General features: G+C 71.2%; 22 protein-coding genes. 18 read left to right on the top strand and 4 right to left on the bottom strand.

The genetic code is table 11. From position 1 onward, the window contains the following. Positions 1 to 67: 67 nt before the first annotated feature. The 3 genes from B0I28_RS17410 to B0I28_RS17400 all read left to right on the top strand — a co-directional run bounded on the left by B0I28_RS17410 (position 68) and on the right by B0I28_RS17400 (position 1,448). Complete coding sequence (locus tag B0I28_RS17410; RefSeq protein WP_106365096.1) at positions 68 to 358, top strand: hypothetical protein; 291 nt, start codon at positions 68 to 70, stop codon at positions 356 to 358. After that, the gene (locus B0I28_RS17405; RefSeq protein ID WP_106365095.1) at positions 351 to 677 is read left to right on the top strand and encodes a hypothetical protein; all 327 of its coding nucleotides are present in this window, start codon (positions 351 to 353) and stop codon (positions 675 to 677) included. The genes B0I28_RS17410 and B0I28_RS17405 overlap by 8 nt, the downstream gene beginning before the upstream one ends. A gap of 234 nt (positions 678 to 911) precedes the next feature. Beyond that, on the top strand, positions 912 to 1,448 hold the full coding sequence (locus tag B0I28_RS17400) for a hypothetical protein (RefSeq protein ID WP_146148142.1): 537 nt from the start codon (positions 912 to 914) through the stop codon (positions 1,446 to 1,448). 57 nt (positions 1,449 to 1,505) lie between these two features. On the opposite strand, the gene B0I28_RS27955 is transcribed toward B0I28_RS17400, so the two are convergent. The 3 genes from B0I28_RS27955 to B0I28_RS17385 all read right to left on the bottom strand — a co-directional run bounded on the left by B0I28_RS27955 (position 1,506) and on the right by B0I28_RS17385 (position 4,035). Beyond that, positions 1,506 to 2,423 carry a glycoside hydrolase family 19 protein gene (locus B0I28_RS27955; protein WP_106365093.1) on the bottom strand — a complete coding sequence of 306 codons (918 nt, stop codon included), beginning with the start codon at positions 2,421 to 2,423 and terminating at the stop codon, positions 1,506 to 1,508. A 114-nt stretch (positions 2,424 to 2,537) separates the two neighbouring features. Further along, positions 2,538 to 3,218 carry a DUF2071 domain-containing protein gene (locus B0I28_RS17390; protein WP_106365164.1) on the bottom strand — a complete coding sequence of 227 codons (681 nt, stop codon included), beginning with the start codon at positions 3,216 to 3,218 and terminating at the stop codon, positions 2,538 to 2,540. 61 nt (positions 3,219 to 3,279) lie between these two features. After that, positions 3,280 to 4,035, bottom strand: a complete 756-nt coding sequence (locus B0I28_RS17385; protein ID WP_106365163.1) for a VOC family protein — start codon at positions 4,033 to 4,035, stop codon at positions 3,280 to 3,282. 111 nt (positions 4,036 to 4,146) lie between these two features. Between B0I28_RS17385 and B0I28_RS27320 the strand changes: the two genes are divergently transcribed. The 15 genes from B0I28_RS27320 (at position 4,147) to B0I28_RS17315 (ending at position 21,483) form a co-directional block, all read left to right on the top strand. Beyond that, a complete protein-coding gene (locus tag B0I28_RS27320) occupies positions 4,147 to 4,758 on the top strand; it encodes a hypothetical protein (RefSeq protein ID WP_181245830.1) in 612 nt (203 codons plus the stop codon). Beyond that, positions 4,755 to 5,894, top strand: a complete 1,140-nt coding sequence (locus tag B0I28_RS17380) for a PrsW family intramembrane metalloprotease (RefSeq protein ID WP_181245829.1) — start codon at positions 4,755 to 4,757, stop codon at positions 5,892 to 5,894. Before B0I28_RS27320 ends, B0I28_RS17380 begins: the two co-directional genes overlap by 4 nt. A 121-nt stretch (positions 5,895 to 6,015) precedes the next feature. Continuing rightward, positions 6,016 to 6,726 carry a YqeB family protein gene (locus tag B0I28_RS17375; RefSeq protein ID WP_106365091.1) on the top strand — a complete coding sequence of 237 codons (711 nt, stop codon included), beginning with the start codon at positions 6,016 to 6,018 and terminating at the stop codon, positions 6,724 to 6,726. 106 nt (positions 6,727 to 6,832) lie between these two features. Next, complete coding sequence (locus B0I28_RS17370; protein ID WP_106365090.1) at positions 6,833 to 7,450, top strand: LysE family translocator; 618 nt, start codon at positions 6,833 to 6,835, stop codon at positions 7,448 to 7,450. A gap of 207 nt (positions 7,451 to 7,657) precedes the next feature. Continuing rightward, positions 7,658 to 8,467, top strand: a complete 810-nt coding sequence (locus B0I28_RS17365) for a class I SAM-dependent methyltransferase (protein ID WP_106365089.1) — start codon at positions 7,658 to 7,660, stop codon at positions 8,465 to 8,467. 110 nt (positions 8,468 to 8,577) lie between these two features. Next, the gene (locus tag B0I28_RS17360) at positions 8,578 to 9,519 is read left to right on the top strand and encodes a hypothetical protein (protein ID WP_106365088.1); all 942 of its coding nucleotides are present in this window, start codon (positions 8,578 to 8,580) and stop codon (positions 9,517 to 9,519) included. An 86-nt stretch (positions 9,520 to 9,605) separates the two neighbouring features. Then, on the top strand, positions 9,606 to 10,835 hold the full coding sequence (gene fxlM, locus B0I28_RS17355; protein WP_181245828.1) for a methyltransferase, FxLD system: 1,230 nt from the start codon (positions 9,606 to 9,608) through the stop codon (positions 10,833 to 10,835). Positions 10,836 to 11,082: 247 nt separating this feature from the next. Beyond that, positions 11,083 to 12,957, top strand: a complete 1,875-nt coding sequence (locus B0I28_RS17350) for a CASTOR/POLLUX-related putative ion channel (protein ID WP_106365086.1) — start codon at positions 11,083 to 11,085, stop codon at positions 12,955 to 12,957. A 138-nt stretch (positions 12,958 to 13,095) separates the two neighbouring features. Beyond that, entirely contained in the window at positions 13,096 to 14,877 is a 1,782-nt protein-coding gene (locus B0I28_RS17345; RefSeq protein ID WP_106365085.1) for an ABC transporter ATP-binding protein, read from the top strand. A gap of 663 nt (positions 14,878 to 15,540) precedes the next feature. Beyond that, entirely contained in the window at positions 15,541 to 16,596 is a 1,056-nt protein-coding gene (locus tag B0I28_RS17340; RefSeq protein ID WP_106365084.1) for a glycerophosphodiester phosphodiesterase family protein, read from the top strand. A 378-nt stretch (positions 16,597 to 16,974) separates the two neighbouring features. After that, on the top strand, positions 16,975 to 17,934 hold the full coding sequence (locus B0I28_RS17335) for an ABC transporter substrate-binding protein (RefSeq protein WP_106365083.1): 960 nt from the start codon (positions 16,975 to 16,977) through the stop codon (positions 17,932 to 17,934). Positions 17,935 to 17,963: 29 nt separating this feature from the next. Further along, the gene (locus tag B0I28_RS17330) at positions 17,964 to 18,788 is read left to right on the top strand and encodes an ABC transporter permease (RefSeq protein WP_106365082.1); all 825 of its coding nucleotides are present in this window, start codon (positions 17,964 to 17,966) and stop codon (positions 18,786 to 18,788) included. Further along, the gene (locus B0I28_RS17325) at positions 18,785 to 19,555 is read left to right on the top strand and encodes an ABC transporter permease (RefSeq protein WP_219926821.1); all 771 of its coding nucleotides are present in this window, start codon (positions 18,785 to 18,787) and stop codon (positions 19,553 to 19,555) included. Before B0I28_RS17330 ends, B0I28_RS17325 begins: the two co-directional genes overlap by 4 nt. Further along, positions 19,556 to 20,329 (top strand): ABC transporter ATP-binding protein, encoded by a 774-nt coding sequence (locus tag B0I28_RS17320; protein ID WP_106365081.1) that lies wholly within the window; start codon positions 19,556 to 19,558, stop codon positions 20,327 to 20,329. Further along, positions 20,326 to 21,483: a 4-hydroxybenzoate 3-monooxygenase gene (locus tag B0I28_RS17315; protein WP_106365080.1), complete on the top strand. Its 1,158-nt coding sequence runs from the start codon at positions 20,326 to 20,328 to the stop codon at positions 21,481 to 21,483. Before B0I28_RS17320 ends, B0I28_RS17315 begins: the two co-directional genes overlap by 4 nt. On the opposite strand, the gene B0I28_RS17310 is transcribed toward B0I28_RS17315, so the two are convergent. After that, positions 21,480 to 21,968 carry a GNAT family N-acetyltransferase gene (locus B0I28_RS17310; RefSeq protein WP_245889022.1) on the bottom strand — a complete coding sequence of 163 codons (489 nt, stop codon included), beginning with the start codon at positions 21,966 to 21,968 and terminating at the stop codon, positions 21,480 to 21,482. The two genes, B0I28_RS17315 and B0I28_RS17310, sit on opposite strands and share 4 nt — an antisense overlap. Positions 21,969 to 22,124: the final 156 nt, after the last annotated feature.

The following is a 22,124-nucleotide window of genomic DNA, read 5'->3' as shown; positions in this document are numbered from 1 at the left end:
TCGAAGGTCGCCCGGCTGTCGGGCGAGAAAGTGTCGGGAAGCCGACAGTCTGAATTGGAGGCGTGCTATGAGCGACCGAAATGCGGTCGGGGGCTTTCGCGACGACTACCGCTCCTATACGGTCATCGCGTCGAGTGCGGATGCGCCCGACTCGTTCCAGGTGGTCACCGGGGCGGCTGGCGACGACGTGGTCCTGGTGGTGTCGGGGTTGAACTCCGGTGACCTGAAAGCGACCTGGGGCCGGTTCTGGCGGACGCTCAAGCCGCAGGCGAAAGTGTGGGTGGAGGAGCAGGCGTTCCGAGCGTTCTACCGGCCGCGCCTCGCCGCGGCCGACGACTCCCGGTTTTGTGATGGGTGAGGCGGTCGTCGCGGGCGACGACCCGTACAACCTCCGCTCGGACGGCAAGCCCGGCGTGGACGGGTATCTCGGCGACTTCCGCAGGGGCCCTGCGGTGTTCACCCTCTACGATCTCGGCCCCGACTATCCGGGCCGTGCGGGCCGGGTGACCGACTACCTCCTGGACGTGGACGACGGCGCCGGCCCGCGCGAGTGCTGCCGGTTCACCGACGACGCCGAGGACGTCCCGGTGTGGAGCCGCGCCTGGAAGGGCGACGCGTGGTGCCCGTGGATCATGCAGCAGTGCGAGGCCCTGATCAAGGATCCCGATACCGACTGACCCCCAAGGCGCTCCGCGGCCCGGCGACTGAACCTCGGGCGGGCCGCGGAGCCTGAAGGGCCCGCATCTCCCCAGGATGCGCGCGGCCCTGCGCGGGCCGGTCGGGGCTTGGTGGAGCCCCGGCCGGCCCGCTGCTCCATCCGTACTGGACCGGGGAGCCGGTCCGGTTCTAGAGTGGGGCGAATCGCCGCGCTCCCCTCTGCGCCGCAACGGACCCCATGGAGGAACCCCGCAATGGCAACCCCGACACCGGTGGTCGTCGGCCACCTCCACGGCTCCATCTACCACGCCGACGACAACATGATCCGCAGCAGCCGAATCGATCTCGCGGCGTCGGTCGACGTGCCCGACACCGGTTCAGAGTCGATCGTGCTGCCCTGCCCCGAGTGCTCGCTGCGGCTGCCGGTGCTCGTGTCCGCGCCCGAGGAGCACGTGCGGCTTCAGCGGCGGCGCAACGGGATCGTGCTGGGGGTCTTCGGGCTGGCGGCGGCATTCGTCGCGGCGGCGGTGGTGCTGTTCGCGACCGGCGGGTTCGCCTGGCCGCCGATGATCTGCGTGTTCGCCGCGATGGGCGCGGCGGGGATCGCGGCGTCGAACGGGGTGCGGCGGGTCGACCGCGGCCCGGGGGTGCGGATTCCGGAGCGGCTGCTGAGCAGGGCCGTGAAGGAGCAGGCCGCGGAGATCCCCGGGGAGAAGTGGGCGTTCACGCACAGCATCCGCTTCGGCGTGATCGAGGTGCGCCGCAACCGGTACACCGGCGAGCTGATGTAGACGGCGCGGGCCGGCCGGGCGATGGGTCCCCGGCCGGCCCGCGTCCTCATCCCCTCATCAGCAGTAGAGGTTGGACCCCGGCGCGACGCCGAGGATCGAGGTGAAGGACTGGTACTTGGTGACGCGGCTCTGGACCTGGGCGGGGTTGCCGCCGTTGCACTCGATTGAGCCGTTGATGGACCGGATGGACTCGCCGAAGCCCGCGCCGGAGGTCATGGCGGTGTGGCCGGTCATGGTGCCGGGGCCGGACTGGGTGTTCCAGTACCAGAGGGCGGTCTGCCATGCGACCGTGGCGTTCTGCTCCACGAGCCACGGGTTGGTGAGGAGCGGCAGGCCGAGGGCGTTGCCCGCGGCGTTGTAGTTGAAGTTCCAGCTCAGCTGGATCGGGCCGCGGCCGTAGTAGGCGGCCTGCCCGGCGGGGCAGCCGTAGGACTGGCCGGCGTCGCAGTAGTGGGGGTAGTTCGCGGTGTTCTGCTCGACGATGTGGACCAGGCCGCCGGTCTCGTGGGAGACGTTGGCGAGGAACGCGGCCACTTCCTGCTTCTGGACGGTGGCGCTCCCGGTGTTGCCGAACGCCGGGTAGGACGCGGTGGCGTTGACGAAGCCCTGGTAGGTGTAGAAGGAGTTTCGGTTCGGGAACATCTGGTTGAACTGGGCCTCGGTGACGTCGAGGCCGCTGGGGGTGCCGGGGTCGCCGGGGTCGGTCGACCCGCCGCCGCAGGCGACCGGGTTGCGCCACACGCCCCACTCGCCGGTGGTGCCGGGCGTCTCGCCCTGTGTCCACCACTGGGCGGTCCAGTTGTTGCCGTTGTAGGAGACGGTGTTGCCCTGCGTGTAGACCGAGCCCGCGTTCCATGCTGCGGCGCAGGCGGTCTGCGCGTTGGCGGCGGACATCGAGATCCCGGTGGCCAGGGCCAGTGCGAACGTGAGCGCGCCGATCAGCGCGACCAGCTTCCGGCGGGGGCGACGGAGCATTGGATCACCTCATATCATTAAGAAGCCTTCCTTATAGATAAAGGTAACTTTCTCCGCCGAACCGCACAAGAGCCTGGAAACGGTATCCTGCCGGATTTTTCAGGACGTGCTCATTCAGGAGCGGACGGTCACGGGCCGTCCGAAGCGGACCGGCACCCCGGGCGAGCACAGGACGCTCACCGGATCGCCGCTCACGGTGAGGCCCGCGGCCTCCACCAGGTCCTCGTCGCAGTCAAGCAGCTCGGCCCGGTGCAGGGGCCACCGCGGATGCTCGTTCGGGATGAACCGCAGGCGCCCGGCGACCGTGGTGTGCAGGCCCCACCGTGCCGTGAGGAAGTGCTCCAGATCGGTCGGATGCTCGACCGGCGCACCCCGTCGGACCGCGATGCGACTTTCCGGATACTCGGGCCCCGGCCAGCGGCGTCGGCTCTCGTAGACCTGCACGGCGCCCTCGGAGCGCATGGTCATCTTCGCCCACACGTAGGGGAGCCGGAACCCGATGCGGGCCGCGAGGACCGGGACGAGCCGCGACGCGTCGAGCGATCGGAACACCACGCCGCGGCGGCCCGTGCCGTCCGCCGAGTACAGCCGCACGTTGGTCTCCGGGAACGTCCCGAAGTACGGCACCCCGGGTAGTCCGAACCACCCGACCTTGTGCATCCGGAACGGCACCAGGCCGACGTACGCCCGCCCCTCGAACAGGTCCGGGACCGTCCCGCGCGGCAGCAGCAGCGCCACCTCCTGCGGGTCCGCCTCCCAGTGCAGGAACGCGAGGTCGAGCCACGACTGCGTCATCAGCGCCCGGCCGACCCGCCGCGGCGGATCGGGGGTCACCGGTTCGGGGGCCACCTGAGTCCTAGACCGGGACCGCGCCCGTGTCGGGATCGCGCGAGGTGATGCAGTACTCCAGGCCCGCCGGGTCGCGCATCACCTGCCACCAGTGGTGGCGCCGCACCGCCGTCGCGCCGAGCTCCGTGTGGCGCAGCGTCTCCGCGTCGACATCGGAGCACGCCAGGTCCAGGTGCGCGGTGCTCGCGGGCCCGCGCCCGGCCGCGTCCAATCGCTGGAGCAGGAACCGCAGCGGCAGCTCGGGCGGCGAGTAGAGGCGCCGGAACTCCGGGGAGCTCGTGGGCACCTGCGGCCAGCCCGTGAGGCGCTGCCAGAACACCAGCTCGTGGTCGAACGCCTGCGGCGCCACGTCGAGGCACAGCTGGTCCACGCGGCTGCGCTGCCCGCCCGGCCACGCCTCCGGCGCCGGGACCTTCACCTCGCCGTGGTGGTTCACCAGGCAGAACGCGAACCCGCCGGGGGAGTGCAGCACCACCAGGCCCGGCTCCGCGTGCACCGGGGCCGCGCCGAGGACCTGCGCCCGCTCGGCCTCCGCCTCCACGTCGTCCACATGCAGGTCGAGGTGGTTGCCGCCCTTGCCTTCCAGGACCCGCTGCACCCGCAGGCACGGGTCCGCGCCCGGCGGCACCAGCGTCGCGAACGACCCGCCGGGGCCGCGCCGCGGCGACAGCGTCGAACCGGTCGCTTTGAGCCAGAACGCGATGCCGTCCTCGAAGCCCTCGGCGGGGAAGTCCCAGAACGCGGTCGTCCATCGAATCGCCATGCCCAGAGCGTAGTACGGATAGTGACCGATGTTCGTGTTCACGCGCCGATCCGCATCCGACTGCTCACCGTTTCCCCAGCTCGCTCACAGTTCAGCCGTTAAGTTGAGCAAGTGGACGATTTCAACCGGGCCGGGAACGCGGTCCACGGCGCGCGCCGCATCTGGGCGCCCCTCGCCGTGGCCGGCGCGCTCCTCGCGCTGACCGCCGTCGAAGGCCTCATCCCCAAGGCGCTCCCCGCGGGCGAGGAGCTCCCCGCCGGGACCGTCATCGAATTCGGCAACGAGCGCGACGTCTCCGCGCAGGTCGGCGAGGGCTGGATCCTCGACAAGGACGCCAGCAGCCTCGACTCCGGCCTCACGTTCGTGCAGGGCGACGTCTCCGTGCAGCTCTCCTACATCGGCTTCAACGCCGCCGAACCCGACGGCGTCGAGGCGGTCTGGCAGGGCATGGACCGCGTCTTCGACGTCGAGCGCTACTCCGGCGTCGCCGTCGACCTCGGCGAGCCCACCGAGTTCGACACCAAATGGATCGAAGGCGGCCTGACCGGGACCCTCCAGGTCGACAACCGCATCGGCACCGCGTTCGTCCTCCCCGCCGCCGACGGCACCGAAGCGGTCGAGGCGAGGGTCCTCGGCCCGCTCCACGCGCGGGCCGAGGTCTGGGACTCCGCCATGGCGATCATCGACTCCGTGGCCTTCGACGACGAGGAGCAGCAGGCATGACCGCCATCGCAAGGCCGGAGACCGCGGTCCGGCCCGCCGTCGACGTCAAGTCCCTCGCCCTGTGGGCGATGATCGCCGGATCGGCGTTCGGGCTGTGGAACCTCGGGAAGAGCATGCTGCCGATGGCGCTGGCGTTCCCGGAGTCGGCGGTGCTGAACGTCGCAGTGCTCGGGGTGTGCCTGGTCGTGGGCGTGTGGCTGGCGCGGCGGACCATGCGCCCGGTGCAGGCGCCGCCGTGGTCGGGGACGTGGCTGGCGCTCATGTGGGGCGGGTTCGCCGCGTGCGGGCTGGCGCTGCTGATGAACACGCGGACGTTCTCGATCTGGTCGCGCACCTTCGACCTGGGGACCGCGGGCGACTGGTCGGCGGCGCTGACGGCGCCGCTGAACGAGGAGGTCGCGAAGATCGCCGGGGTGGTGCTGCTCGCGGCGGTGTCGACGCGGCTGATCCGCAGCGCCGCAGACGGGCTGGTCTACGGGGCGCTCGTCGGGTTCGGGTTCCAGCTGGTGGAGAACTTCCTGTACGGGTTCAACGGGGCGATCATGGCGGGCGGCGTGGAGCCGTTCGCGACGACGCTCCAGACGCTGGTGGTGCGGGTCGGGCTGACCGGGTTCGGGTCGCACTGGGCGATGACCGCGGTCGCGGGCGCCGGGATCGGGTACCTGGTGAGCAATTCGGGGCGGTCGGCGGCGCGGCGCGTGTGGGTCGCGCTGGGGTGCCTGCTGCTCGCGATGTGGATGCACTTCCTGTTCGACAGCCCCTGGTTCGACGGCGGGTTCGCTGGCGCGATCGGGAAGCCGCTGTTCAACTTCGTGATCCTGCTGGTCGTGTTCTTCACGGTGCGGCGCGGGTTCCGGGCCCGGTGGGCGCAGGTCTCCGCGGAGGAGGTCGCGGCCGGGGTGCTCTCGGAGGACGAGGCGCGCGGCCTGTCGCGGCGGCGCTCGCGGCGCCGGTACCTGCGCGCGTTCCGGCCGGGGCCGGAGCGGGAGGCGCAGCGGCGGTTGCAGCGGGTCCAGTTGGCGCTCTTGGAGGAGCGAGTTCCGGAGCTGCCGCCGTTCGAGGCGGCGCGACCGTGGCGGGACGCCGTGGCGGCGGCGCGTCCGGGCACGACCGAAGTCGGGTCCGCCGCGACTTAAGTATCGCCGCGCGGTCCTGTTCTCCTCCTTGCGAACTAGTCCTTCTGGATTGTGTTTTCGCAGGTGGGATGGGGTGTTATATGCTCGCCTCGTTCGTATTCAACGGAAAGGCGGCGGCCCCATGCCCAGCGAGAACACCCGGACCGACGGCAGCGGCGGCACCGTCGTCGCCGATGCGCCCTGGGTCGCCCCGGCGGTCCTCATCGGCCTCCCGCTCGTGGGGGCGGCACTCGGGTGGGGCCTCGTGCTCATCGCCGAGTGGATCACCGGGCTGTCCTGGTTCCCGTTCCAGGGCCTGTTCGAGCTGCTGACCGACCTGCCGCGGGCCGTGCAGCTCATCGGCGGGCTCGCGCTGGGGTTCGCGGCCGGGCTCGTGCTCGGGCTGTGGGTGGTGAGCGAGCTGCTCACGGTCACCGTGGGGCGCGAGAGCATGCGGTTCAAGCGCGGCGACGACGAGCAGGAAGTGGCGCGCGGCGACGTCGCGTCGGTGTTCCTCGACGGCAAGCGGCTCGTGGTCCTCGGCCACCGCCGCCAGGAGCTCGCGCAGGTCGAGTTCGACCTCGACCGCGAGCAGCTCGTCGCGGCGCTGCGGCGGCACGGCTACGCGTGGCAGGAGGGCGGCGACCCGTACGGCGGCGAGTTCAAACGCTGGGTCCCGGGTGCTGACGGGCTCCCGCGCGGTGCCGACGCCCTGCTCAAGGCCCGCGAGCGCGCGTTGGAGAAGTCGAACGAGGGCGATCTGCGGGAGCTGCGCGAGGAGCTCGCCGGGCTCGACGTGGTCGTGCGCGACCGCGACAAGAAGCAGTACTGGCGGCTTTCGGACCCGGCCTGACGTTCGCGGTGGGGCGGCGTCTCGCGGCGGTGAGGCCCGAGACCCAGTCGACCGACCCTGTCGATCGTCCGATGCGGCCCGGCCGCGCCGGTGGCACCATCGGTGCATGACCGTGCTGCTGATCTTCGGCCTGGCGATCCTCCTCGCCGCCATCGTCCCCGGACCCGACTTCGCGATGGTCGTGCGCAACACCGTCATGTCCGGCCGCGGGAGCGGCATGTGGACCGCGGTCGGGGTCGGCCTCGGCATCGGGGTGTGGGTCGTGTCGACCTCGGTCGGGCTCGCCGCGCTGCTCGCGGCCTCGGCGATCGCGTTCACCGCCGTCAAGCTCGCGGGCGCGGTCTACCTCGTCTACCTGGGGATTCGCGGGATCGTCACCGCGATCCGGGAGCGGCGCCGGCCCGCCGCGGAGATCACGCTCGACCGGGGGATGAGCCGCTGGGCCGCGTTCCGGTCGGGCCTGCTGTGCAACCTGCTCAACCCGAAGGCGGTCGTGCTGTTCACCGCGCTCATGCCGCAGTTCCTCGGGACCGGCGGGGACTGGCTCGTGATCGTGGAGCTCGCGGCCGTGGGGATGGCGGTCTGTGCCGGGTTCTACCTGCTGCTCGCCAACCTCATCGGGCTCATGCGCTCGGTGCTGGAGCGGCCGCGGGTGCGGGCCTGGCTCAACGGGGTCACCGGCGCCGTCATGGTCACCCTCGGAATCCGCGTCGCCGCGAACTGACACCGGTTGCGCCGCACGCCATGGCGGGACCGACTCACGGGGGAGCCGCGCGCGGGCGCGCCGGGGCGATGAGGTGAGATAGCACAGCGGCGGCCAGCCGACCGGGCCTGTGCACTTGCGGGAGCGCGCGGACCCGGCAGTCCGGCCGCCGTTCCTGCGCGCGAAACCCGGTGGCGCGGTGGATACCGCTGTCAGACAATCGTGCCCATGAATGAATGGGAACTCGAATCCGAGATCGCGGCCTATTACGAGCGCGGCGGCGAGCGGGAGCGGCTGAGCCGCAACGCGCGCGGCCGCCTGGAGTTCGCGCGCATGCAGGACCTGCTGCGGCGGCTCCTGCCCGGCGAAGGGCTGGACGTGCTCGACGTCGGCGGCGCGACCGGCGTCCACGCGTCTTGGCTCGCCTCTGACGGACACAAGGTGACGCTCGTCGATCCCGTTCCCAGCCAGGTCGCCGTCGCGGCGCAGATCCCGGGGGTCGACGCGCTCGTGGGGGACGCGCGCGAACTCCCTTGCGGGGACGCGGCTTTCGACGCCGTGCTGCTCATGGGGCCGCTGTACCATCTGACCGAGCGCGAGCAGCGGGTGCGCGCGGTCGCGGAGGCGCGGCGGTGCGCGCGTCCCGGCGGTCTCGTCGCGGCGGTGACGATCAACCGCGCGGCGGCGTGGAACGACTGGCTCCTGTTCATGGCGCACGGCATCGACCGGCACATCACCGCCGAGGACAGCCTCCAGGTCCTGCGCGACGGGCAGCTGCGGTTCCACGACCAGGAGATGTTCACGACCGCGCACCTCTCGCACCCGTCGGAGACCGCCTCGGAGTTCGCCGACGCGGGGCTCGCGCCGGAGCAGTATGCGGTGCAAGGGTTCCCGGGGTACCTGCCTGACCTGGAGCAGCTCATCGACGACGAGGCGGCCCGCGCGCACCTCATGGACGGCCTGCGCGTCATCGAGCGCGAACCGTCCCTGATCGGCGCGAGCAACCACCTGCTGACGGCGGCGGTCGTCCCCGAGTAGCGGTCCGGTTGGCGCCCAACCGCTGCGGTGCCCGCGGGGGCTTCCCACGCGGGCGCGGCGGTGCCAGACTGAACGGATCGGTCGGGACGCGAGTGCAGCGGGGAGGCGCCATGCGATGGGTGCGGATCGGCATCATCGGCCTGTTCCTGCTGGCCGCGGGCGGAGCCGGGCTCACCGGGAGCATCGCGGGCCGCGACGCCGGGCCCGGGATCGGCGCCGACGGCGACACGGGCGGGAACGCGAGCGGCCCGGGCGGCGACGCGGAGACCGATGAGGTCCAGGGCCCTTCGACCCCGCCGGAGCTGACCGCGACGGCCGAGATCCGGCGCTCCTTCATGGCTCCGGGAATCGTCGCCATCGCGGTGACCAACCACGGCGACGCGCCAGTGCACGTCACCGGCGTCGAACTCGTCTCGGACTCCTTCGCGCCCTTGGGCATTCAGGAGTTCGACAGTGAGGTCCCCGGCGGCGACCGCACCCGCGACCTGCTCACCGAGTACGGCGCGGGCGTCTGCCCCGACGGACCCGACTCCACCGCGCAGCCCTCCACGGCGGTCCTCCACGTCGAGACCGAGGACGGCGCCGCACACGAGGTCGCCGCCGAATTGTCGTACCCCAACGGCACGCTTGACCGACTGCTCCGCGAAGCCTGCGCCGCCCAGGCCGTCGCCGCCGCCACGGCGATCGAACTCGGGGAGCTGACCGAAGCGGCCGACGGCACGCTGGAAGGAGGGTTGACACTGCGGCCGCTGAACGGCGCCGCCGTGGGCGCGACCGAAGTCCGCGGGAGCGTCCTCTTCACGGTCGAGTCCGCGCCGCTCGCCGACGCCCCGCTCCAGGGCGCCCCGGGCGAGACCGTCACGGTCCCGCTCGTCTTCGACGCCTTCCGCTGCGAAGGCCACGCCGTGGGCGACGCCAAGCAGCCCTTCGGCTTCACCGTCTGGATCCTCCTCGACGGCGCCGACCCGATCGCCACGCCGATCACCGTCCCCGACGCCCAGCGCGAGGACCTCTGGACGATGCTCGACGACCGCTGCGGCCGCACCGACTGACCGCCGCGCCCACGGCCAGGGTGGCGGGGGTCTCGGAGGCGGATGTGGGGGAGGCGGACGTGGCACATCGGACGTACGCTTGCATCGTGGGTGATCACACCGATACCTCCGGTAACGAAGCGCATAAGCTGCGAACCCGCCTCGTCGGCGGCCTGCGGACCAGTGGAGTGCTCCGGAGCGAGTCGGTGGAGACCGCCATGCTCGCCGTGCCGCGCCACCGCTTCATCCCCGAAGCGCCCCTGCGCGCGGCCTACGCCGACGACGTCTACGTGACCAAGCGCAACAGCGACGGCGAGGCCGTCAGCTCCGCCTCCCAGCCCGCCATCGTCGCCGAGATGCTCGAACAGCTCGACGTGCGCCCCGGCCACCGCGTACTCGAAATCGGCGCCGGCACCGGCTACAACGCCGCGCTCCTCGACGCGCTCGTCGGGCCCGAAGGCGCCGTCACCACCGTCGACATCGACGCCGACGCCGTCGACCGCGCCCGCCGGGCCCTCGACGACGTCGGATGCGAACGCGTGCAAGCCGTCCGAGGAGACGGCGAACTCGGCTGGCCCGCAGGCGCCCCCTACGACCGCGTCATCGCCACCGTCGGCACCTGGGACCTCCCCCCGGCCTGGTGGGACCAGCTCGCCGACGGCGGCCGCCTCGTCGCCCCGCTCAGCATCCGCGGCTGCGAGCACTCCGTGGCCTTCGACTACCGCGGCGGCGTCATGCGCAGCCGCTCCATCGTCTCCTGCGGCTTCATGCCCATGCGCGGCCTCGGCAGCCACGAAGGGCACACCGTCGAACTCTCCTCCGGCCGCATCCTCACCTTCCACGTCGACGAGGAGGTCGAAGCCGCCGGAGCCGAAGGCGCCCTCGACGGCCGCGGCTCCACCGTCTGGACCTCCGTGCGGCTCAAGGTGAACGAGGACGCCACCCAGCTGTCGCTGTGGCTCGCCTGCGCGTTCCCCGGCTACGGCCGCATGAGCGCGCCCTTCGGCGACCACGGCCTCCAGCGGCTCCTCATGCGCTGGGCCAACCCCGCGGTCGTCGAGGGCGGCGACTTCGCGTACGTCGTGTGCCGGAAAGTGCCCGGCGGCAATGAGATCGGCGTCCGCGGCCACGGCCCGAACGGCGCGGCGCTGGCCGCCCGGGTCGCCGACCAGGCGAACCTGTGGGACCGCGAGTGCCGCGACGGCGTGAGCCTCCAGATCACCGCCTACCGCGAGGGCGAGGCGCCCGCCGACGCCGCGGAGGCGCGGTTCACCGTGCCGAAGCGCCACACGCGCTTGGCGATCCGCGTCGCGCCCGTGGCCGACGCCCTCGGATAGCGGCCCGCCCGAACCCCTTCCGACGCCCGTTCTAGGGTGGAGTGGTTCAGCACCCGACGGCCGCCGCACGCCCCCTCGCGGCCCCCGAAGGACTCGGGTGACCCCGAGTAGCCGATCCGCTTCGACCGGTCGCAGTGGACGCAATGCGCTATGAATGGTCGACGCCCCGAGAAACCCTCCCGACCCCACTCGCCTCCGCCCCGAGTCGGTCGGACGACAACACGCGAAATGAGAAAGGACGCCCCCGATGTCCGATCCGACATTCAAGCAGCGGGCACGCTATTGGTTCGACAACACCATGTCGAAGGGTACGAAAGCGCTCATCGGATGGCTCACCGTCATCACTCTGGTGCTCACTGCGATCGGTGCGCTGTTCCTGGCGATCGTCGGCGGCGGCGACGGCTTCGCCGGTACATTGTGGACTTCGTTCACGCACATCCTCGACGCCGGTACCATTACCGGCGACTCAGAGGTCGGATATCCGTTCATGGTCGTCATGTTCGTCACGACCATCGGCGGACTGGTGATCCTCTCCTCGCTCGTCGGTGTCCTCACCACGGGTCTGGACGCGAAGCTCGAAGACCTCCGCAAAGGCCGCTCGTTCGTCGTCGAGAAGGACCACACCGTGATCCTCGGATGGTCCGATCAGGTCTTCATCATCATCTCGGAACTGGTGGAGGCCAACGAGAGCGAGAAGCGCGCAGTGATCGCGATCCTCGCCGATCGCGACAAGGTCGAGATGGAGGACGAGATCCGCTCCAAGATCGGCGACCTGAAGACCACCCACGTGGTGTGCCGCACCGGCGACCCCGCCGACCCCGACGACATCGGCATCGTCAACCCCTCCCAGGCCAAGAGCGTCATCCTCCTCACCTCCGGCGAGGACGACCCGGACGCGCAGCTCGTGCGCAGCCTCCTCGCCGTCACGCAGGGCGGCCAGGGCGCCCTGAAGTGCCATGTCGTGGGCGCGGTCTCCGAGAGCCGGAACCTCCCCGCGGCCCGCCTCGCGGGCGGGCGCGGCGCGCACGTGGTCGACGCGAACGACCTCATGGCCCGCCTCATGGTCCAGACCTGCCGCCAGTCCGGCCTCTCGGTCGTCTACACCGACCTCCTCGACTTCGGCGGCGACGAGATCTACATGGTCGAGGAGCCGAACCTGTTCGGCCGCCCCCTGAGCCAGGCCCTGCACTCCTACCGCACGTCCTCGTTCATCGGCGTCCTCACCAAGGACGGCCGCTGCATCGTCAACCCGCCCTCGAACGCGCAGCTCCAGCCCGGCGACAAGCTCATCCTCATCGCCGCCGACGACTCCGCGGTCCGCCTCGACGGCTCGCGGCCCTTCATCGACGAGTCGGCGATCGTCGCCCGCGCCGAGGAGAAGCACCGGCCCGAGCGGACCCTCATCCTCGGCTGGAACGCCAAGACCCGCATGGTCCTCGAACAGCTCGACCAGTACGTCGCGCCCGGCTCGGTCACCGACGTGGTCACCGACCACCCCGACGCGGCCGAGGCGATCCGCAAGATCGGCCCGACGATGCGCGTGCAGGGCCTGAACTTCAAGCAGGACGACACCACCGACCGGGTGCTGCTCGAATCGCTCAACCCCGGCTCGTACGACCACATCATCGCCCTGTGCTCCGACGACGTCGCGCCGCAGCTCGCGGACTCCAAGACGCTCGTGACGCTGCTCCACCTGCGGGACATGTCGCAGCGCTCGAACACCCGCTTCAAGGTCGTCTCCGAGATGGCCGACGACCGCAACCGCACGCTCGCGCAGGTCACGCAGGCCGACGACTTCATCGTCAGCGACAAGCTCATCAGCCTCCTGCTGACGCAGACCGCCGAGAACCCGCACCTGTCGCACGTGTTCGGGAACCTGTTCAGCCCCGAGGGCTCGGAGATCTACCTCAAGCCCGCCGACCACTACGTGCGCCCGGGGGTGCCGGTCAACTTCTACACGGTCGCCGAGTCGGCGCGGCGCCGCGGCGAGACCGCGATCGGGTACCGGGTCGTGGCCGAGGCGCAGCAGGCGCCGAGCTACGGCGTGCACCTCAACCCGGACAAGTCGCTCCAGTTCATGGTCCAGCCCAGCGACAAGATCATCGTCCTCGCCGAGGACTGAGGTCTTACGACTTCCGGCGGAGCCGGAAGTACTCCGGTGAGCGGAGGCCGGTGTCGGTCGGCCCGGGTAGCTTCGACAAGGTCCCGCAGCACCCGGCGGGAGCAGCGACGACGCTGCCTTGACCAAAAGGAAACCAGGATGACCGACACCACCCCGGCCACCGAAGCCGCGCACGAGGCCCCCGCCAGGGCCCCGATCTCCCGATTGTGGGCGTACGCGCGCCAGCACCTGCGCCTGCTGATCATCGGCGGCGCGCTCTCGTTCGCGGGCGGGATCGTCGGCCTCGTCCAGCCGCTCATCGCGATGGACGTGATCGACACCCTCTCCAACAGCGAGTCCCTCACCCGGCCGCTCCTCTACCTCGGGGCGGTCGTGATCGTCGGCGGCGCTTTGAGCGCCCTCGGCCCCTACCTCATGCAGATCGCCGGGCAGGACGTGGTCCTGACGGTGCGCAAGCAGCTCATCGGGCGGCTCGTGCGCCTCCAGGTCGCCGAGGTCGACCGGCTCAAGCCCGGCGACCTCGTCTCCCGGCTCTCCTCCGACACGAACCTCCTGCGGACGGTCGCGAGCACCACCGTCATCGGCGGCGTCACCGACTCGTTCATGATCCTCGGCGGGATCGCCCTCATGGCCTGGCTCGACCCGGTCCTGTTCGGCACCACCATGGCCATGGTGGTGTTCGTCACCGTGATGATGGTGTTCATCCTGCCGCGCATCCAGCGCGCCACCGGCGACTCGCAGAAGGCCCTGGGCGACATGGGGTCCCTGCTGGAGCGCGTCTTCAGCGCGTTCCGCACCGTCAAGGCCTCCGGCGCCGAAGACTACGAGATCGGCCGGCTCGAAGCGGCCGCCACGACCGCCCGCGACAAGGGCGTCAAGGCCTCGCTGTGGGAGGCGCTCGCGGGCGTCGCCGCGTTCCTGCCGGTGAACATCGCGTTCCTGATGGTCCTCGGCGTCGGCGGCGCGCGCGTCGCCTCCGGGGCCATGGAAGTCGGCACGCTCATCGGCTTCCTCCTGCTGCTGTTCTACCTGATGGGGCCGATCAACGGCCTGGTCGCGTCGCTCTCGCAGCTCCAGACCGGCCTCGCGGCGATCCACCGCGTGGAGGAGGTCGCGAACCTCGACTCCGAAGCGGCGGGTTCTGAAGCGGCACAAGGCGAACCGCACATGGCGGCTTCGGGCCCGGCGCAGGTCGCGTTCGAGGACGTGACGTTCCGGTACGCCGAGGACCTGCCGTTCGTGCACCACGGCGTGACGTTCGCCTCCAGCGGGCGCGGCCTGACGGCGCTCGTGGGGCCCTCGGGCGCGGGCAAGACCACGGTGTTCTCGCTCATCGAGCGGTTCTACCCGGCGACGACCGGGCGGGTCACCGTCGACGGCGTCGACGTGCGCGACTGGCCGCTGGAGGACCTGCGGGGCCTCATCGGCTACGTCGAGCAGGACGCGCCGGTCCTCGACGGGTCGCTGCGCGAGAACCTCGTGATGGCCGCGCAGGACGCCACGGAGGCCGAGATCGAGGACGTCGTGAAGACCGCGCGCCTCACCGAGCTGGTCGAGAAGCTCCCCGAGGGCCTCGACTCGCGGATCGGCTACCGCGGCACCACGCTCTCGGGCGGCGAGCGGCAGCGCGTCGCCATCGCGCGGGCGCTGCTGCGCAAGCCGCGGCTGCTGCTCCTCGACGAGGCGACCTCGCAGCTCGACGCCGCGAACGAGGCGTCGCTCAAGCAGGTCATGCTCGACGCGGCCGAGCGCACCAACGTGATCGTCGTGGCCCACCGGCTCTCGACGGTGACGAGCGCCGACCAGATCGTCGTGTTCGACGCCGGGCTGGTGCGCGCGGTCGGCACGCACGCGGAGCTGGTGGCGAAGGACGACCTCTACCGCGACCTGGCGGCCTCGCAGTTGCTCACGGCCGCTTAGCGAATCGGGACGAGGGGCCGGGCCGCCGCGCGGCCTGGCCCCGGCCGGTTCCCGGCGGAGCGTTTGGGAGCGTCCCGGAGTGTCTGCGCAAATCGGGCGCCGCGAGGTCCCCCCGGTTCGATAGTGCCTGCGGGGTCCGACATTCCGGTGCCGGGCGGGTGGCGAATCCTATATTGGCGGGCTTCGATGCTTGACGTTCGGGCGCGGGTGTATCAAGATGTTGTAGAAAGCGATTTCTATCGCTTTGGCAGGCTGAACAGAGCGGTCCATGCTGTTGTCGAGCGCCGATCGGTGCTCGATTGCAGAAACCGGTTCCCGGATCACCGGAGCGGTGGACCGCGGTGCTCGGCCCGGGGCCCGCCGCTCCGGTGACCGGACCGATGGTCGAGGTGGCGTATGCCGGGGTGGCCGCCACCGCCGGAGCGGCGGGCCCGCATCGCGGCTGCTCGGGTGCGCCCGTCCGCGGCGGCGCCAGGGCGCCGCCCCCGCGGCGCGATGCGCCGAAATGGACGGTTCCGCGGGCTAGGGTGAATCGCCCGATTTCAACCAGGATTCAGGCCGTGTTCAACCACGGTCCCGCGCGAATACGGCCGCGCGCGGTTGGCTGAGGGTGACCCAGACCCCCCGACGGGCGCACCGCCCGTCAGAGAAAGGCGGATCCACATGTCCCGCAAGGGCGCCCTCCTGCGCGGAGCGGCGGCGCTCGCCGCCGCGGCCGCGCTGATCGGCATCGCCGCCTCGCCGGCCGCCGCGAAGCCGCACCGCCCCCACCACGACCCGGGCCCGGTCGTCATCGCCCACCGCGGCGCGAGCGGCTACCTGCCCGAGCACACGCTGGAGGCCTACCAGCTCGCCGTCGAGCTCGGCGCCGACGTGGTCGAGCCGGACCTGGTGCTCACCAAGGACGGCGAGCTGATCGCACGCCACGAGCCGGTGCTGGACGAGACCACCGACGTCGAGGACCACCCCGAGTTCGCGGACCGCAAGACCACCAAGACCATCGACGGCAAGCCGGTGACCGGCTTCTTCGCCGACGACTTCACCCTCGCGGAGATCAAGACCCTCCGGGCCGAGGAGCGCATCCCCGACATCCGGCCGCAGAGCGCCGCGCACGACGGGGAGTTCCAGCTCGTCACGTACGACGAGATCCTCGACTGGGTCGCGACCCTCGACGAGCCCGTCATCACCTACCCGGAGATGAAGCACCCGTCCTACTACGAGGACAAGGGGATGAGCATCGAGGAGTCGCTCGCCGACCTGCTCGACGAGCGCGGGCTCGACAAGCGGCGCTCGCCGGTGTGGATCCAGTCGTTCGAGTACGAGAGCCTGCTCGCCGTCGACGAGCTGGTGGACAACCGGATCGGGCTGAACATCGACGGGCAGGGCGAGATCCCGAACGCGACGCTCAACGAGTACGCGCGCACCCTCGACACCATCAGCCTCAACAAGAACCGCATCTTCCCGCGCGACGCCGACGGCTACCTCCAGGAGCCGACCGACATCGTGGAGCGGGCGCACCGGCGCGGGCTCGACGTGCACGTGTGGACGTTCCGCGCCGAGAACACGTTCCTGCCCGCGGACTTCCGCTCCAGCAGCGACCCGGCCGCGCGCGGCGACTACCTCGCCGAGTTCGAGCTGTTCTACGACCTCGGCGTGGACGCCGTGTTCTCCGACTACCCGGACCTCGCCGTCGAGGCGCGCGAGGAGTGCCGGGCCTAGGACCCAGGAATCGCAACACCGAGAAAAGAGGGGCCGCCCTGCCGCCGGGGCGGCCCTTCCTCGCGTTCTGGAGGCGCTGTCGCGGCGGGAGTCGTTGCGGCCCACGCGGTCGGGCGTGTCGGGGCGCGGTCGCCCCCGGCATCAACGATGCCGGAGGGGTGCGACAGGACGGGGGTGCCGCACCCCCGCGGTCGGGTGTGTCCGATGTCGACCGCCCCCGGCTTCAACGATGCCCGAGGGGTGCGACAGGGCCGGGGCGAGCGGCGCGCGGCTCGGGGTTGACCGGGGGAGGGCGATCTACTAGTTTCGATATATGAACGAGTATTCGCATGGCGAACACTCGGTGCCGTCATCTCACTCCTCCCGGGAGGCACCCTCATGAGACGCCAGCTTGCCCATGCCTCCATGTCCGCCTTGGCGATCGCGATGGTCGCGGCCACCGCCGCCTGCGGCGGTGACGAGAGTGACGACGGCGGGGTCGACACCGTGTCGGTGGGCGTGATCCCGATCGTCGACGTCGCGCCCGTCTACCTCGGGATCGAGCAGGGGTTCTTCGAGGCCCGCGACATCGAGGTGGAGCTGACCGAGGCGCAGGGCGGGGCCGCGATCGTGCCCGGGGTGGCGGCGCAGGAGTTCGACTTCGGGTTCTCGAACATCACCTCGCTGCTGCTCGCCCAGTCCTCGGGCCTGCCCGTGGAGATCGTCGCGAACGGCGTGGCCTCCACCGGCGTCGAAGGGGAGGACTTCGGGGCCGTCATGGTGCCCGCCGACAGCCCGATCCAGACCGCCGCCGACCTCGCCACGGCCACCGTCGCCGTCAACACGCTCAACAACATCGGCGACACGACCATCCGCGAGTCAGTGCGCCTCGACGGCGGCGACCCCTCGGACATCGGGTTCACCGAGGTCGCGTTCCCCGACATGCCCGCGCAGCTCAGCGCCGGGAACGTCGACGCCGCGTGGGCCGTCGAGCCGTTCAAGTCCATGATCGAGGCCGAGGGCGGCCGGCCCGTCGCGTGGAACTACGTCGACGCCGCGCCCGACCTCACCGTCGCGGCGTACTTCACCACAAGCCAACTGTCCCAAGAGGATCCGGACCTCGTGGAACGGTTCTCCGAGGCCATCGCCGAATCGTTGCAGTACGCGACCGACAATCCCGACGCCGTACGCGATATCCTGGGCACTTACACCGACATCAATCCCGACATCCGCGCAGCCCTGACCCTGCCGGCGTTCCCCGCAGAGGTCAACCGGGACTCCGTGGAACGCCTCGCCGAACTCGGCGAGGCGGACGGCATCTTCGAGAATCCCCCGGACGTGGACGCGCTCCTGCCATGAGCCCCAAGCGTTCAGACCGCCTCAACGCCATGAGCGGCAAGCGAACCCACTCCCACCAGCCACGCTCGAACAGACCCCGGCCGCGTCCAGTCCCACCGCTGCTCCTCGGTGCGGCCGGGGTCGCCGCGGCGCTGCTCGCGGGGCAGGTGCTCCCGCTGACGCCGCTGGTGAACCCCAGGTACTTCCCGACCACGAGCGCGGTGCTCGCCGCGCTCGCCGACGACCTCGCGCGCGCCGAGTTCTGGCGGGCGCTCGCCGACACCATGACCGCCTGGGCCGCAGGGCTCGCCATCGCCGTCGCCGCCGGGGCCGCGCTCGGCATCCTCATCGGGTCGCTCCCGCCGGTGCGGGCCGCGACCGCCTCCACCATCGAGTTCCTGCGCCCGATCCCCTCGGTCGCCCTGGTGCCCTTGGCGGTCCTGCTGTTCGGGACCCGCCTGCCCTCGACGCTGCTGCTCGTCGTCTACGCCGCGTTCTGGCAGGTCCTCGTCCAAGTGCTAGCCGGGGTCCGGGACGTCGACCCCGTCGCCGCCGACACCGCGAAGAGCCTGCGGCTCACCAAGTGGCAGCGCCTCGCGCACCTCGCCTGGCCGACCGCCCTGCCGTACCTCATGACCGGGGTGCGCCTGGCCGCCACGGTCGCGCTCGTCCTCGCCGTCACCGCCGAGCTCGTCATCGGCTCGCCCGGCCTCGGCCACGAGATCGCCGTCGCCCAGACCTCCGGCGCCGCCGAGCGCATGTACGCGCTCATCCTCGTCGCCGGGGCCCTCGGCGTCGCCGTCAACCTCGGCGTCCGCGCCCTCGAACGCGAGGTGCTCGCCTGGCATCCGTCCGTGCGGGGTGAGGCCCGGTGATCGTCCTCGTTCGCAAGGCGCTCTTGGTCCTCGGGCTGCCTTCAGTGCTGTTCGCGCTCTGGTGGTTCGCTTCCGCGGGGTCCACGAGCTTCTACTTCCCCCCGCTCAGCGAGATCGTCGCCGAGTTCGGCGAGACGTGGACCGCCGAGCGCTGGCGCGAGGACGTGCTGCCCAGCGTCGCCCGCCTCGGCGCCGGGTACGCCGCGTCGTGCGCCGCCGGGGTCGCGCTCGGGCTGCTCATCGGGCGCGTCAGGTGGCTGTTCCATGCGACCGAACCGGTCCTGGAGTTCGCGCGGGCCGTGCCGCCGCCGGTGCTCGTGCCCGTCATCATGCTGTTCGCGGGCATCGGCGACGGCATGAAAGTGGCCGTGATCATCTCCGGGTGCCTGTGGCCGATCCTGCTCAACACCGTCGCCGGGGTCCGCTCGGTGGATCCGGTGCAGCTCGACACGGCCGCCGCATACCGCCTGGGGCGCTTCAGGACCCTGACGGCGATCGTCCTGCCCGGGGCGAGCCCGCGGATCGTCACGGGGATGCGGCAGGCGCTCGCGATCGGCGTGATCCTCATGGTCATCTCCGAGATGTTCGCCGCCCAGTCGGGGCTCGGCTTCGCGATCGTCCAGTTCCAGCGCAGCTACGCGATCCCCGCGATGTGGAGCGGCATCCTGCTCCTCGGCTGCCTCGGCGCGGCCCTCGCCGCCGTCTTCGCATGTGTCGACCGCGCGGTCCTGCACTGGTACCACCGCCAACGCACCGAGGAGGCCTGAGTGCTCGAAGTCGCCGGGATCGGCAGGGACTACCGCGTCGACGGCGAGGTCCACACTGCCATCGACGCCCTCACCTTCCAAGTGGCCGAAGGAGAACTGGTCTGCGTGGTCGGGCCCTCCGGCTGCGGCAAGACCACGCTGCTGCGCATGTGCGCCGGGCTCCTCGCCCCCACCCGCGGCGCCGCCCTCGTGGACGGCCGCGAAGTCGACGGCCCGCCCGAGGACACCGCGGTCGTGTTCCAGGAGTACGGCCGCAGCCTCTTCCCGTGGATGCGCGTGGGCGCCAACGTGGAGCTGCCGCTCAAGCGCCTCGGCCTCACCCGCGCGCAGCGGCGCGAGCGCGTCGCCGAAGCCCTGCGCCTCGTCGACCTCGAAGGGAAGGAACGGGTCTGGCCCTGGCAGTTGTCGGGCGGCATGCAGCAGCGCGTCGCCATCGCCCGCGCCATCGCGTTCCGGCCCCGCCTCCTGCTCATGGACGAGCCGTTCGCCGCCGTCGACGCCCAGACCCGCGCCGACCTCGAAGACCTCATCCGCGACCTGTGGGCCCGGCTCGGCATCACCGTCGTGTTCATCACCCACGACATCGACGAATCCGTGTACCTCGGCCAGCGCGTGCTCGTCCTCTCCTCGCCGCCGACGACCCTGCGCGCCGAGGTCCACATCGGCCTCGGCCCCGAGCGGGACCAGCTGGAGACCCGGTCGAGCCCGGCGTTCGCGAAGCTCCGCGGGCAGGTGTGGGCCGAGATCCAGGCGGCGAAGCGGGGCGAGACGTGAAGACGCGTGTGGGGATCATCGGGGCCGGACCCGCCGGGCTGCTCCTCGCGCACCTCTTGTCGTCCAAGGGGATCGACGTGGTGGTGCTGGAGCGGCGCTCTCGCGCCCATTGCGAGTCGCGGGTGCGCGCGGGCGTGCTCGAACAGGGGACGGCCGACACGCTCGCCGAAGCGGGCGTGGGGGAGCGGATGCGCGCCGAGGGGCAGGTGCACCACGGGATCGAGCTGCGGTTCGGCGGCGAGGGCCACCGGATCGCCTTCGAGGAGCTCGTGCCCGGCCGTGCGATCACCGTGTACGGGCAGCAGGAGGTCGTGAAGGACCTCATCGCGGCGAACCTCGCGAACGGCGTGGACCTCCGGTTCGAGGTGGAGGACGTCGCGGTCGGGAGCCTCGCCGATCCGTACCTGACGTTCGGGACCGAACGTCTGGACTGCGACTTCATCGCCGGGTGCGACGGGTTCCACGGCGTCTCAAGGGAATCCGTGCCCGCCGCGGACCTCGCGGTGTACGAGAAGACGTACCCGTTCGCGTGGCTGGGCATCCTCGCCGACGTCGCGCCGTCCGCGCCGGAGCTGATCTACTCGGCGTCGGAGCGCGGGTTCTCCCTGCACTCCATGCGGTCCGACTCGGTGAGCCGCTTCTACCTCCAGGTGCCGCCCGACACCCGCCCCGAGGACTGGACCCATGAGGCGATCTGGGCCGAGCTGAAGGCCCGCCACGAGACCGTCCCGGGCTTCACGCTCGCGACCGGGCCGATCACGCAGGTCGACGTGGCCGCGATGCGGTCGTTCGTGGCCGAGCCGATGCGGTTCGGGCGGCTGTTCCTCGCCGGGGACGCCGCGCACATCGTGCCGCCCACGGGCGCAAAGGGACTGAACCTCGCCGTCGCGGACGTGCGGGTGCTCGCCCGCGCGCTGGGGGAGTACTACCGGACCGGGAGCGAGGCGCTGCTCGACGCGTACTCGGCGGCCTGCCTCAGCCGGGTCTGGCGGGCGCAGCACTTCTCGTGGTGGATGACGACCCTGCTGCACCGCTTCGAGGGCGACCCGTACGACCGGCGGCTCCAGCAGGCGCACCTGGCGTACGTGGCGGGCTCGCGGGCGCAGGCGACGGCGCTGGCGGAGAACTACACGGGGCTGCCGTACGCGGACTAGCGGGGGATGCGGAGCCGGAAGTGCACGGTCTCGAAGGGCTCGTCAGTGCGGCGGTGCTCGTTGACGGCGCTGCGCTCGTCGAAGAGGACGTCGCCGCGCCCGGACCAGAACTCGACGGCGCCGGGCGTGCGCGCGTCGGTGTGGAGGTACACGCCCGTGTACCGGTCGCGGGAGGCGATGAAGCCGAGGCACGCGTCGACGAGTGCGCCCGCGAGGCCCCTCCTGCGGTGCTCGGGCCGCACGTACACGCGGTAGAGGCTCGCGGTGCGGCCCTCCTCGAAGGCCGCGGCGACCAGCGCCGGATGCGGCGGCGAGACCGGGGTCTGCCCGCGCACGCCCGCGGTGGCGACGACGGCGCCGTCGCGTTCGGCGACGAACAGGGTGTTGTCCTCGGGCGCCAGGTAGAACGAGTCGAGGTCGATGATGTCGGAGTGCCAGCGCGGCAGGTAGCCGTGCCCGAAGTCCCGGTAGACCGTGTCGAGCATCACGGAGCGGGCACCTGCGATGTCGCCCGGTTCCGCTTGGCGCACAACGTATCCCGATAGTCCCCTGAGCTGGTCTGCGGTGGCGGTACTCGACATGTGTGCCATTATTGCACCCGATTTGCAATAAGAAGAAGTTCGCGAGAAGAGACGAGGCCC

It is taken from the genome of Glycomyces artemisiae, from assembly GCF_003002955.1.
In the GTDB taxonomy this organism is placed as follows: Bacteria; Actinomycetota; Actinomycetes; order Mycobacteriales; family Micromonosporaceae; genus Glycomyces; species Glycomyces artemisiae.
This window is presented reverse-complemented; position numbering and strand designations above follow the sequence as displayed.

Coding starts and splice junctions, on each gene's coding strand:
- B0I28_RS17410 (WP_106365096.1), top strand. CDS start 68: ATGAGCGACCGAAATGCGGTCGGGGGCTTTCGCGACGACTACCGCTCC.
- B0I28_RS17405 (WP_106365095.1), top strand. CDS start 351: ATGGGTGAGGCGGTCGTCGCGGGCGACGACCCGTACAACCTCCGCTCG.
- B0I28_RS17400 (WP_146148142.1), top strand. CDS start 912: ATGGCAACCCCGACACCGGTGGTCGTCGGCCACCTCCACGGCTCCATC.
- B0I28_RS27955 (WP_106365093.1), bottom strand. CDS start 2,423: ATGCTCCGTCGCCCCCGCCGGAAGCTGGTCGCGCTGATCGGCGCGCTC.
- B0I28_RS17390 (WP_106365164.1), bottom strand. CDS start 3,218: ATGACGCAGTCGTGGCTCGACCTCGCGTTCCTGCACTGGGAGGCGGAC.
- B0I28_RS17385 (WP_106365163.1), bottom strand. CDS start 4,035: ATGGCGATTCGATGGACGACCGCGTTCTGGGACTTCCCCGCCGAGGGC.
- B0I28_RS17380 (WP_181245829.1), top strand. CDS start 4,755: ATGACCGCCATCGCAAGGCCGGAGACCGCGGTCCGGCCCGCCGTCGAC.
- B0I28_RS17375 (WP_106365091.1), top strand. CDS start 6,016: ATGCCCAGCGAGAACACCCGGACCGACGGCAGCGGCGGCACCGTCGTC.
- B0I28_RS17370 (WP_106365090.1), top strand. CDS start 6,833: ATGACCGTGCTGCTGATCTTCGGCCTGGCGATCCTCCTCGCCGCCATC.
- B0I28_RS17365 (WP_106365089.1), top strand. CDS start 7,658: ATGAATGAATGGGAACTCGAATCCGAGATCGCGGCCTATTACGAGCGC.
- B0I28_RS17360 (WP_106365088.1), top strand. CDS start 8,578: ATGCGATGGGTGCGGATCGGCATCATCGGCCTGTTCCTGCTGGCCGCG.
- B0I28_RS17350 (WP_106365086.1), top strand. CDS start 11,083: ATGTCCGATCCGACATTCAAGCAGCGGGCACGCTATTGGTTCGACAAC.
- B0I28_RS17345 (WP_106365085.1), top strand. CDS start 13,096: ATGACCGACACCACCCCGGCCACCGAAGCCGCGCACGAGGCCCCCGCC.
- B0I28_RS17340 (WP_106365084.1), top strand. CDS start 15,541: ATGTCCCGCAAGGGCGCCCTCCTGCGCGGAGCGGCGGCGCTCGCCGCC.
- B0I28_RS17335 (WP_106365083.1), top strand. CDS start 16,975: ATGAGACGCCAGCTTGCCCATGCCTCCATGTCCGCCTTGGCGATCGCG.
- B0I28_RS17330 (WP_106365082.1), top strand. CDS start 17,964: ATGAGCGGCAAGCGAACCCACTCCCACCAGCCACGCTCGAACAGACCC.
- B0I28_RS17310 (WP_245889022.1), bottom strand. CDS start 21,968: ATGCTCGACACGGTCTACCGGGACTTCGGGCACGGCTACCTGCCGCGC.